Genomic DNA, 10,458 nt, shown 5'->3' on the forward strand with positions numbered 1-10,458 from the left:
TTTCCTTTAATAACCGTTATTGGACCAGTGTGACCGGTCGCTTCCAGGCCCGTTGTATTTCTTTACTCCATATGTTGCAGCGACCGCGATAAGTTGCCTGTTCATGCCGTTTCTCGGCAAAGTGGCAATCTTCACCATATTACCGCTCGCATCTTTCACCTCAACCGTTCCGCTCCACACCAAATCCATATCAATCGCAAGACCAGAATTATGTTGCGAGCGCAGTGCGGGCTTGATGGGTAAATGATTAATCTGCAAGACGGTCAACATCGCTTTTGCAGCCTTGACAGATGCGTCAATTTCACCGTGATCCCATGCGATATTCACACCCGCCATTTTTGGGATGTGTGGGGGATCAAGCTGTTTTCTTGCGAGTCTCCACGCATAATGCATCAGGTAGGAGCGCTGCGGCGGTCTGTAGGTGGCATTGATTGCAACCCTGATCCCCGCCTCTTTCATTGCATATAGAAAATCTTCCACTGCCAAACGAAAATTTCCTGACAAATCCCTCGTGTTGGTGCTGCCTGGAAATTTTCGCCCCCATGTTTCACCACTGAGTTCGTCATCCATCTCGCCTCCATCATGAAGTATCCTTAATTTAATGCAAACCTGGAAGGATGGTGTTGACAGGGAACAGGAGGCTTATGGCAGCGGCATCAAGTGAATATAAGGCCTTATGCCGCAGAAACAGACACTTCCAGCACGATCCGCGCATAGTCGGCACCACCGTCCGCCGCCCGCGCCTTCAGCTCATCGAGCGCGTAGACCATCGTCACCGTGGCGCCTGGCACGAACAGCTTGATGTCCTGCCGGCGGTGCGTGTAGATGCTTTCATCGGCTGTCGAGCCATCGGCCAGGCGCAAAGTGAAGCTGTTGACTTCATCGCCACGCCGGCTGTCCTGGCCCGCGAAATACGTGCGCTCGATGATGCCCGTCAAGGTTTGCGTCTGCAGGCGCCTGGCCGCGATGTTTTGCCACCACGCTTCGGAGGCGAACAAGCCATGGCTGCCTTTCAGGCCCATGCGGGGCCTGGAACTGTCGAGGGTGAGCGCCTGGGTTTTGGCGACGCGGCCGGGGTCTTTTGCCAGGGCTTCGGCGAGGGTGTAGACGGGTTTCATAAGGCGGAGTTCCGGGAAGCGCGCGCTCAATGTTTGCGCCGGATCACATAGGCATTGCCGGCAGGCTCAAAACCGAGCGTCGGATAGTAGGACATGGCATCCGGAGCGGAAAGCAGTATCAGGGACACTTCATCGCCGATGATGGCTTGCGTGCGCTGGACCAGCTGCTTGCCGATACCCAGGCCCTGGTATTGCCTGTTGACGGCCAGATCCGACAGATAGCAGCAATACGCATGGTCGGTCAGCGACCTCGCCACCCCCACCAGCTCATTGTCTACCCAAGCCGACAGCAAGAGACAAGGCGCGGCGAACATGCGCGCGATTCTCGGCAGATTGCCGGTCGGCCGCTTGATTCCGGACTGATCGAAGACGCGCACGACGTCGAGCGGATCGAGGGGAAAGTTGTGACGATATTCTACGGTGATGTTTTTCATGGTTTCATAGGTGGAAGTGAATAGGAGCGTAGCTGGGGACGAGGGGATATTGCCATCCCCTCCACGCAGATAAAACTCATTCAACTGCCCGGAACTTCAGGAAACGCCGGCCGTCATACTCCACCTCGCAGTCAAAGGCGAAGCCGATTCGTGCAAGCCCCCTGACGCGCGTGCGGCTGGGCGGCAGCAGGAGACTTACAGCACCTATGCCCAGTTCCAGCCGGCGGCGCATGAAAGCGCGCACCAGCGCGGGTCCACATCCCCAGAATTCAGGAAGCAATACCAGTGCGAGATCCGCTTCGCGCCCTTCCTGCTGAAAACCGCCCCAGCCGGCAAAAGCACCATCGATCCGGATCGCCCACGGTCCATAGCCATGGGCCTGCCACTGCGCGTCCTTGCCTTTCGCCCATTCCACCACAGCCTGCTCAGTCCAGCTTTCGGTGGCGAGCGGCATGTGGCGGATGACGTCCGGGTGGTTCAGCAGAAGGAGCCAATCCGCGGGCAGGATAGCGGAAAACGGGTGGAGCGTGAAGGTCATGGTCGTCTTGTGGGGGCAATCGTGGGCAGAGAGAGGCCTGCGCCACGCATGGGGCAGATGGAGTCAGTTGGTGTCATGAAAGCATTGTAGCGTGTCGCAAACGTTCAAGACCTGCATCAGGTAGCAAGCGATACTGCCTTCATCGCATGCACACCGAAGGAGTTTCATGAACACCGCTGCCATGCCCGTCGCGCGCGGGATCGCCGACTTGCCAAGCTCGCCCGCCCTGCCGTTTCCCGGCAATGCGCAGCAGTTCAAGCCGCGCACTATCCACCAGGCCATGAAAAATTGGAGCGGGCACGACGGCCCGATATTCCTGGCACAGCTTCGGCCAGCGACTGGTGCCGCACCTGAAGAAGCGATGGCGCTCAGCATGGCGCCATGCGCAACACAGGAAACATCGAACTCACCCATGAATACCTATGTCAATTCGTAAATTTCACCGCCTGTCGGCCTGTGTCCTGGCGGTCTTTATATTGTTGCATCTTGGCAATCACCTGGCGGCCGTTGCCGGCCCCCATGCGCACATCGCCTTCATGGAGGCGATCCGGCCCCTGTATCGACATGCCGTGCTCGAGCCGGTGCTGCTGGCGTGCGTGCTGTTTCAATGTGGCAGCGGAACATGGATGGCGCTAAGGAGCTGGAAGAAACGCGACGGATTCGTAGCGTGGCTACAAGCCGGTTCGGGCATCTACCTGGCCCTGTTCCTGCTGTTTCATGTGGGTGCCGTCCTGTTCGGCCGCGCCGCGCTCAGGCTCGACACCAATTTTTACTATGCGGCAGCCGGTTTTGTCCTGATGCCATATGCATGGTTCTTTGCGCCGTACTACTTCCTCGCGGTGTTCGCCCTGTTTGCCCACCTGGGCTGTGCCGCCTACTGGCAAGTCCAGGCGCGCCCGCCCATGGTGCGCAGGCTCGCCATCGGCATTCCGGCGGGCGCCGGCCTGGTGCTCGCCCTGCTGATTGACCTGGCTCTGGCGGGCAGGCTCCACCCGCTCGACATTCCCGCGAAATACCTGCTCATTTACCAATAAGCAGGGTACGCCCGCGGTCGCGGTTGGGGAAGTTGTGGCGGGCAGGCGCCGTCCAGTCATCGTTGCCAGCAAATATCTGCGTACATTATCCATGCAAAAGAATTCCCGCCGTGGCTGCGCCCGATACGCTGCGGCACCCGGCAGAGAATCCCGGCAGATATAATGATGGAATGAGTAGCCGAGACAAATCCCCGACAAATAAAATCCGGGCCCTGCCCTCGATGCATATCTGACCGATACAACAAGACCACATGAAAATGAAAATATTATTCGCCGCTTCGCTGGGAATTCTGTCGCTGATGCAAACACCATTATCCTTCGCGGATAATATCAACGGAAAAAATCTTTATGTACAGAGATGTGCCGTGTGCCACGGAGCTGATATCAAAGGGACAGGAGCATTGGCAAATAAGAGCAATCCCCCAACGCCTGACCTGACGACATCCGCTTTCAAAAAACGACTGAAGGATTATCCTGGCGTTATTGTGTCATCAGTCATACTCCGCCCCAATGGCGACTTGATTCCAAAAACTTTGCGAGAAAATGGCGTGAAGATACCGCCGCATGCCTGGAAAGTTCAGGATTTTCGCGACTTGAATCAATATATGAGTGGGGTGATTTTAAAGAGTCGATGATGTAGGCAGGACATCAAGAAACTGAGCCTGTCATTTTTGCGCGGACTCTTGCTCGGAATCTCAAGAGCGCGATAAAAAAGCCAGTCAAATGACTGGCTTTTTTTATTATGTTGGATTTTCTTGAAACTGTTTTGCACCATCACAAATTTCATACCATGCCGGCTTGGAGCCAACATAAACATGAAATTGCATTCTTACCTCGGGGTCATCATCCAGGCAGTTAACGGCGATGGGAAATGAATCATTCTCCGAGCCAACTTCCCCCAAGGAAGTCCCGCAGTGTTTGCAAAAAGTTCTTGCATACTTAAAGGGAGGCTCTGGCTCATAGCGCTGAATACATTCTCGCCCCTCCAGCAAGGTAAATGAATTTTTATCCACGAAGACCAGGGCACTCGCTCCCGCCTTCCGGCAGCGGGAACAGTGGCACATGCCCATCATGCCTGGGGGTGAGGCCAATTCAAATTTTACTGCGCCACAGCAGCAACTGCCTTTGATCATGAGGTGTCCTTTTTGAACGTTGATACTGTATTTTTACACAGTATTTCAAAAAAAACAATGCGCGCATAAAGGAGTCTTTCAGAGCCCCCCTCTGCAGCATCCAACTATACATCGCGCGAAAGTGTGACTATTGGAGGGATTATCCACTGGTAACTTGCGTACAATTTGTACAGCAAACAAATATACCGAACACCACAAGAAATTCGAAAAGGTACCGCTATCCCTCCAGGGATGTGCAGTCCGCCAGCGTCCGACGTGCTCGACTTTCCACCTCGAAACCTTTGTTCTGCCGCAATCACACTGGCCTCAGATGTGACGAGGCGCAGCCTTGCCGTTACGTTAGCAAGCCACATGGAAATTTTTCTTGCGAAATGGGCACCTAATTTGAAAGCTCACCATGAATCTGAACGATGTATTGACCGCCGTGTCCGGCCTGACGGAAGCGAATCGCCCTATCCGCCTGCGCCTCTCACACGATAAGGGCGTCGCTGACGACCTGCTGCTGGTCAAACAGGTTAGCGGCGTCGAGACCCTGTGCGGAGGCCTGCAATATGAACTGCTATGCGTAGCATCCCAGGCCGACTTGCCCACCAAGCAATTCATAGCCATGCCCGCCGAATTGCAATTCGTCACAGACAAAGGCGAGTTGCGCTCGGTCTGCGGGATCGTCGACTCGGTGATTGCTGGCGAGGCCGATGGCGGCCTGGCCACGTATCAGCTAATCGTGCGCGACGCCCTGTCCATCATGGACAAGGGCTGTCATAGCCGGATTTTCCGTAACAAAAACGAAATTGAGATTACAGGCAAGATTCTCGACCACTGGCGTCAGAACAATCCTGTGTTGGCACGCGCCTTCGACCACGACCTGTCAAACCTGAAGACGAGCTACCCGCAGCGCGAATTCACCATGCAGCACAACGAATCGGATGCTGCGTTCTTACGCCGCCTCTGGCGCCGGCGCGGCTTGGCGTGGTTTTTCCAGGCGGGCCGCGCAAGCGCGGGCGGCAGCGACGAGACGCCGTCGCATACCTTGGTTCTGTTCGATGACGCCAATAGCCTGGCGCAAAACGCGGCTGGAAGCGTGCGTTTCCATCGCGACGACGGCACCGAGGCGCGCGACACCATCACCGCTTGGCAGGCTTTGCGACAACTCGTGCCAGGCAGCGTGAGCCGGCAGAGCTGGGACTACAAGACCGCGCGCGCATCCCGCTTCGCGACACCAGGCGGGGTCGAACAGGGCCCGATGGGCGCGAAATTCGCCTTGGGGCTGGAAGACTCCCTGATCGAAGCGCCCCACGCCGGCGACAACGATGAGGACTATGGCGACTTGGGCCTGCTGCGCATGCAGCGTCATGAATATGACGCCAAATGTTTTGAAGGCGAAAGCAGTGTGCGCGACCTGTGCATCGGTCAGTGGATTGGTGTAACCGGGCACGCCGGCATCGACGCGCATGCGGCAGACGAGCGCGAATTCATCATTACCGAACTGCGCGTAGAGGCTGAGAACAACCTGCCCAAGACGGTCGGTGAGCGCGTACAGCGCCTTTTTGCACTGAACCGCTGGGCGCAAGGGAGCGTCAGCCACGCCAGCGCACTGGCCGACGCCAATGCCGAGCGCGGGGCGCGCTACTCCAATTACTTCCGCTGCGTCAGGCGTGGCGTGCCGATTGTGCCATCGTACGATCCGCGGCGGGACTTGCCCGCTGTCGCACCGTTGAATGTGATGGTGATCGGTCCCCAGGGCGAGGAAGTCCATTGCGACGAGCTGGGCCGCGTGATGGTTCGCTTTCCTGGAGTCCGTCCTGATGAACTAGCTGGAGGGCGCGCGGCGAACGACGAAGTTACGCCGAACGATTCGGCGTGGGTGCGCGTAGCCACTTCCTGGGCCGGCGCACGATGGGGCGCCAACAGCTTGCCACGCGTGGGCACCTCCTGCCTGGTCGATTTTTTGGGTGGCGATCCGGACAAGCCCGTCATCACCGGTGCGGTGCATGGCGGCACCACGCCGCCACCAAGCTTTAGCCATGTCAGCAGCCTTCCAGGCGACCGCTACCTGTCGGGCATCGTCAGTCGCGAGATCGGCGGCCAGCGCGCCAACCAGCTTCGGCTGGACGACACGCCCGGCCAGATCAGCGCACAGCTCTCCAGCGACCACGCCGCCGCGCAACTTAACTTAGGGTATCTGACTGAGCCACGCAAGCAGGGCAAAGCCGCACCGCGCGGCGAGGGTTTCGAACTGCGCAGCGATGAGGGCGGCAGCATCCGCACCGCCAAAGCACTGCTGATTTCGGCCTGGAAGCGCCTGGACGCCGCCGGCAATCAGCTCAGCAACGAAGAGCATGTCGCGTTGATGCAAGACTGCCTGGATCTGTTCAAATCGCTTGGCCAATTCGCAGCCGAGCACCAGGCGCTGGCACTCGACGACGAGCCGGCCACCACGCTCAAGGAGGCAGTGGCCGGCGCGGCGGGCGGTAGCAATGTGTCACCGGGCGGGGTTCAAGGCGAACCGACCGTCAGCATCACGGCCCCGGCAGGAATCGCGGTGAGCACGCCGAAGACGATCGTCAGCTACGCCGGCGTGAACGTCGACACGGTGGCGCAGCAACACATGCAGCTGACCGCCGGGCAGCGCTTCAACCTGAACGCCGGCAAGGGTATCTCGCTGTTCGCGCACCAGGATGGAATCGTCCAGATCGCCCATTACGGCAAATTCAAGATGCAAAGCCAGCACGATGAAATGCTGCTGGACGCGGCCAAGGATATCAAGGCCACTGCTGGAACGCGTGTGGTCATCATGGCGCACGACGAAGTCACGCTAATGACAGGTGGCGGCGCCTATCTCAAGCTGGCGGGCGGAACGGTGGAGCTGGGCGGGCCAGGCGCGCTGACCGTCAAGACAAATGGCCACCACTGGAACGGTCCGGCCAGTTCGCCGGCGGAGCTGCCCAGCTTCGGCGAAGCCGATCTGGGCCGCACTCCACGGCTGCTAAGCCCCACCGATGGCAAACCGGTCGAAGGCATGCTGTTCCATGCCGAGCTACCAGGCGACGGCCCGATTTCGGGCACAAGTGGCGGCGATGGCAAGGTTAGTCCGATCACCTCCGGCCGGTTGCAACAAATCAAGGCATATTTCTTTGCGCCGCGTAAATGATGGGCGCCACGGCCATCGCACAATGCTGCCGCCATGCGAAACATTTATCTATCGTAATCGAGCAAGTTGAGGATGCATTATGAGTTATAGCAAACCAGCCCCACAGCCTGGCGGATCGTCGATTGCGGATGTCCAGGGCGACGCAGTTCTGGAGGAGCTGAAGGAAGGAAACACCCTGCTGGCATCCAAGAGCGGGGTATGTCTTTTTAACAAAGGTAATATGGACATGATCGCCCAGTTGCCGTTGCCCGGATTGGTAATCTTTGTCCACGGCGTCAATTCCGACGGCGAATGGTATGGCGAAGCCGAAGAGGGTCTTTGCGCCGGGCTGAACGAGCGGCTGCGCCGCCGCGATCAAGATCTGACTCACAAGGGCCCAGAAGCGGGACAGCTGTCGCCCACGACGTATCTCCCGGAGCTTAGCAATGACGGGTTTATCAATCCCGACATGAATCCGAAATCGTTCATGTCTGATGCCGACGCCTTTTCTCCTGTAATCCGCTTCCGGTGGGGCTACAAGGCCAGCAGCGACGAGCTGCAGGCGTATGGCGACAGCATTTATCTGAACGAGAACGATTATTGGGGCGGCGGCCCGTTCGCCAATGGCTGTACCTCGCTGCCCGACCTGTGGGGACAAGGCCTGTCGGACCATCTGTTTTTGTGGCTCCACATCCAGCACATGAACCCTACCAATGACCGACAAGTCTATAGTTGCCCGCCGCGGCCATATTACGTGCTGGCCGCGTTACGCCTTGCGAAGCTCGTGGAATCGTTACGTAAGCAGCAGGCGGATGTGCCGATCACCATCGTCTGCCATAGCCAAGGAAATATGGTCGGCATCGCCGCCGCCTTTCTCGGCGACCGAATCTCCGGGCAGCTTAACTGTGTGGCGGACTCGTACGTGCTATGCAACCCACCCTACAGCTTGGTGGACAGCAATTTTTCGGAGCATATGACCCAGGGCGACATGAAGGACCGCCAGGGCCGTACCGGACGCCAGACCTACAAAGCCCGGGTCGAGACAATGAAAGCGTTCTTTGAAATCATTCGTGGACAAAGATCGCGCAAACAAAGTGATGCGGCAGTCGATGCGCGTATGTCCAATTGCGCCCATGACTTCGATATCGCCACGGACCGCAAGCGCCACGGATACATGGACGCAACGTACGGCCGCGTGACGCTGTATTCCAACCCGCATGATCAAGTCATTTCATCGACTTCTGTCCAGGGGATCGGCTGGCGTGGCATGAACGCAGAAGAGATCGACGCTACCGGTGGTTTCGGTGTGTTCACCCAACGCGTGTTTGCGCAGGGATTCGAGGTGGGCACGCCGGGCGTGAAAAAATATGACAGCTGGGACAATCACTGGCGCAAACCGAAGAAAGGAAACAAGAGCTTCTGGTTTCCAGAGTCGCCACCGGCCGAGTATTCGCTGAGCAAAGGCCTGCCCACAAATTCGAGCGTGATCGGTTCGATCATGTCCGTCGTTACCTGGCCGATTTTTAAGATAGTGCTCGGCGTAAAGAAAGTGCCCATCAACGCCCTGCCCCCGGACAATTGGGTACTGCCGCTGGAGGCGCCAGCGCTGCCCGCGCCTTTCCATCCACAGTCCAAGCGTTTCGGCGCCAGCAGCCTGAAGTTCGACCAAGGCTTTGACGCGCAGGGTCAGTCACGCGACCATCAACGTGCGCGCGAGAATGGTGATCCGTACGGCCACGATAACCCGATTCCGAAAGGCGGTAGCCAGGGACCGCAAACCGAGCTGACCGATGCCGCGCTGGGTGACAACGGCAGCGAAGCATCGCTGCGCTATGAGCATCACGCTTATCTGCGCATGCAGGCCAAACGAGAAAAGCTGTATAAAAACGGGGACAAGGTCAAGATGGAGGACGAGCCAGAAAGTGCCGATGACAACTACGCGAAATGGCGCGGCAAACAAATCAAGACGCTGCTGGCAGCCACAGTGGATAGCCACGCAACGGATCACTCAACCATCATGACAAATAGCATGCATGCTCGAAACGCGCTGACCTATGACGTAGCGATAGGCTGCTGCAACATTTCGCCGGCAGCCTTGAGGACAGCGAGGAAAGCGGCGGATTGGCGATTTTTGAAAGGACTGGAGGATGATGACCCTAACAGAGTATTCGATGAGTATTTCCAGTCGGGCTTATTTATGGAAAAGTCTGTGTATGATTGGGCAACTACAACCCCAGACGGGGAAGGTAGCATGCCTGGCAAGATTTTCGACGAGCGCCAAAGTGCCGCCCGTCAGCAGCCAGAGGAGCGGCAATGGGCAAACTGACCGCCACTTGGCCTAGAAGACTTGGCTGGAGTGTACTTGGCTTTTTCCTGGCCGTCGCCAGCATGCTCTGGCTGACGCGGCATGCAAACGCCGCCGCTGCGCAATCCTTGACAGATGGAGAATTGATTATGCGTTTTTTAGGCTTTCCTACTTTGGCCGCGATAGCGATATTCGGCGCATTAACTGCTTGCGCGACCGCGCCCAGCTCCCGCTCGGCACCGGTCACAGCAACGCCGATGCAGGACCCGGCCGCCCCATTCGTCGCCCAGGTGGTCGGCGTACAGTGGCTCAACCCGCTGCAACGTCGCGATTATCCGACGGAGTGGCAGTTGTTGTGGACCTTGGGTCTGGCCAGGCCGAACGAAAATGACGACCAGGTCAGAACCAAGCCCAAGAAGTACTCCACGCTGCAGGCAATCGGTATCGTGGCGGATGGAAATGAGGGCAGAGAGTCGTTCGAGGGATATCACAAAAAATACGTGGAAGAATTGATGTATAAGTTTCGCGACATCTATTTTTCAAGCTCGCGCTATTTTTACAACGCCCATTCGCTCAAGGACAAGACGACGTGGCGTGAACTTGCCGGCATTCACGTGCAATATGCGCTTCCCCAAGGTCGCCTCGATCCGGTAACCGCGGCGGATTTCACTCGAAAAACAATTAGACGTGCGTTCGATATCGGCAACCCCAACTTTCCCAAAGCATGGTCGCGCAGCACGCCTCCCGATGTGCACGTCACGATGGG

General features: G+C 57.6%; 10 protein-coding genes and 1 pseudogene. 6 read left to right on the forward strand and 5 right to left on the reverse strand.

From position 1 onward, the window contains the following. Positions 1 to 6 precede the first annotated feature (6 nt). From IGS61_RS23575 to IGS61_RS23590, 4 genes are all read right to left on the reverse strand, one after another. Positions 7 to 570: a hypothetical protein gene (locus tag IGS61_RS23575; protein ID WP_230541826.1), complete on the reverse strand. Its 564-nt coding sequence runs from the start codon at positions 568 to 570 to the stop codon at positions 7 to 9. A 104-nt stretch (positions 571 to 674) separates the two neighbouring features. After that, the gene (locus IGS61_RS23580) at positions 675 to 1,118 is read right to left on the reverse strand and encodes a hypothetical protein (RefSeq protein WP_230541827.1); all 444 of its coding nucleotides are present in this window, start codon (positions 1,116 to 1,118) and stop codon (positions 675 to 677) included. 26 nt (positions 1,119 to 1,144) lie between these two features. Next, positions 1,145 to 1,552, reverse strand: a complete 408-nt coding sequence (locus tag IGS61_RS23585; protein WP_230541828.1) for a GNAT family N-acetyltransferase — start codon at positions 1,550 to 1,552, stop codon at positions 1,145 to 1,147. A 76-nt stretch (positions 1,553 to 1,628) separates the two neighbouring features. After that, the gene (locus tag IGS61_RS23590) at positions 1,629 to 2,090 is read right to left on the reverse strand and encodes a GNAT family N-acetyltransferase (RefSeq protein WP_230541829.1); all 462 of its coding nucleotides are present in this window, start codon (positions 2,088 to 2,090) and stop codon (positions 1,629 to 1,631) included. A gap of 166 nt (positions 2,091 to 2,256) precedes the next feature. On the opposite strand from IGS61_RS23590, the gene IGS61_RS23595 reads away from it, so the two are divergent. The 3 genes from IGS61_RS23595 (at position 2,257) to IGS61_RS23605 (ending at position 3,759) form a co-directional block, all read left to right on the forward strand. Then, on the forward strand, positions 2,257 to 2,526 hold the full coding sequence (locus IGS61_RS23595; RefSeq protein ID WP_230541830.1) for a hypothetical protein: 270 nt from the start codon (positions 2,257 to 2,259) through the stop codon (positions 2,524 to 2,526). After that, on the forward strand, positions 2,513 to 3,124 hold the full coding sequence (locus IGS61_RS23600; protein WP_230541831.1) for a hypothetical protein: 612 nt from the start codon (positions 2,513 to 2,515) through the stop codon (positions 3,122 to 3,124). Before IGS61_RS23595 ends, IGS61_RS23600 begins: the two co-directional genes overlap by 14 nt. A 257-nt stretch (positions 3,125 to 3,381) precedes the next feature. Further along, positions 3,382 to 3,759 carry a cytochrome c gene (locus IGS61_RS23605; RefSeq protein WP_230541852.1) on the forward strand — a complete coding sequence of 126 codons (378 nt, stop codon included), beginning with the start codon at positions 3,382 to 3,384 and terminating at the stop codon, positions 3,757 to 3,759. A gap of 105 nt (positions 3,760 to 3,864) precedes the next feature. Here the strand turns inward: IGS61_RS23605 and IGS61_RS23610 are convergent, their stop codons facing one another. Next, complete coding sequence (locus tag IGS61_RS23610; RefSeq protein WP_230541832.1) at positions 3,865 to 4,257, reverse strand: GFA family protein; 393 nt, start codon at positions 4,255 to 4,257, stop codon at positions 3,865 to 3,867. Between the two features lie 397 nt (positions 4,258 to 4,654). Between IGS61_RS23610 and IGS61_RS23615 the strand changes: the two genes are divergently transcribed. The 3 genes and pseudogenes from IGS61_RS23615 to IGS61_RS23625 form a co-directional block, all read left to right on the forward strand. Beyond that, the gene (locus IGS61_RS23615) at positions 4,655 to 7,408 is read left to right on the forward strand and encodes a type VI secretion system Vgr family protein (protein ID WP_230541833.1); all 2,754 of its coding nucleotides are present in this window, start codon (positions 4,655 to 4,657) and stop codon (positions 7,406 to 7,408) included. Positions 7,409 to 7,487: 79 nt separating this feature from the next. Further along, complete coding sequence (locus tag IGS61_RS23620; RefSeq protein ID WP_230541834.1) at positions 7,488 to 9,713, forward strand: T6SS effector phospholipase Tle3 domain-containing protein; 2,226 nt, start codon at positions 7,488 to 7,490, stop codon at positions 9,711 to 9,713. Beyond that, a pseudogene (locus IGS61_RS23625) lies at positions 9,701 to 10,458 on the forward strand (virulence factor); the annotation flags it as partial. The gene IGS61_RS23620 and the pseudogene IGS61_RS23625, both read left to right, overlap by 13 nt.

The sequence above is a fragment of the Janthinobacterium sp. FW305-129 genome, assembly GCF_020858115.1.
Taxonomy (GTDB): Bacteria; Pseudomonadota; Gammaproteobacteria; order Burkholderiales; family Burkholderiaceae_D; genus Janthinobacterium.

Excerpts from the sequence above, each read along its gene's own strand:
- IGS61_RS23575 (WP_230541826.1), bottom strand. The coding sequence starts at position 570 with ATGGATGACGAACTCAGTGGTGAAACATGGGGGCGAAAATTTCCAGGC.
- IGS61_RS23580 (WP_230541827.1), bottom strand. The coding sequence starts at position 1,118 with ATGAAACCCGTCTACACCCTCGCCGAAGCCCTGGCAAAAGACCCCGGC.
- IGS61_RS23585 (WP_230541828.1), bottom strand. The coding sequence starts at position 1,552 with ATGAAAAACATCACCGTAGAATATCGTCACAACTTTCCCCTCGATCCG.
- IGS61_RS23590 (WP_230541829.1), bottom strand. The coding sequence starts at position 2,090 with ATGACCTTCACGCTCCACCCGTTTTCCGCTATCCTGCCCGCGGATTGG.
- IGS61_RS23595 (WP_230541830.1), top strand. The coding sequence starts at position 2,257 with ATGAACACCGCTGCCATGCCCGTCGCGCGCGGGATCGCCGACTTGCCA.
- IGS61_RS23600 (WP_230541831.1), top strand. The coding sequence starts at position 2,513 with ATGTCAATTCGTAAATTTCACCGCCTGTCGGCCTGTGTCCTGGCGGTC.
- IGS61_RS23605 (WP_230541852.1), top strand. The coding sequence starts at position 3,382 with ATGAAAATATTATTCGCCGCTTCGCTGGGAATTCTGTCGCTGATGCAA.
- IGS61_RS23610 (WP_230541832.1), bottom strand. The coding sequence starts at position 4,257 with ATGATCAAAGGCAGTTGCTGCTGTGGCGCAGTAAAATTTGAATTGGCC.
- IGS61_RS23615 (WP_230541833.1), top strand. The coding sequence starts at position 4,655 with ATGAATCTGAACGATGTATTGACCGCCGTGTCCGGCCTGACGGAAGCG.
- IGS61_RS23620 (WP_230541834.1), top strand. The coding sequence starts at position 7,488 with ATGAGTTATAGCAAACCAGCCCCACAGCCTGGCGGATCGTCGATTGCG.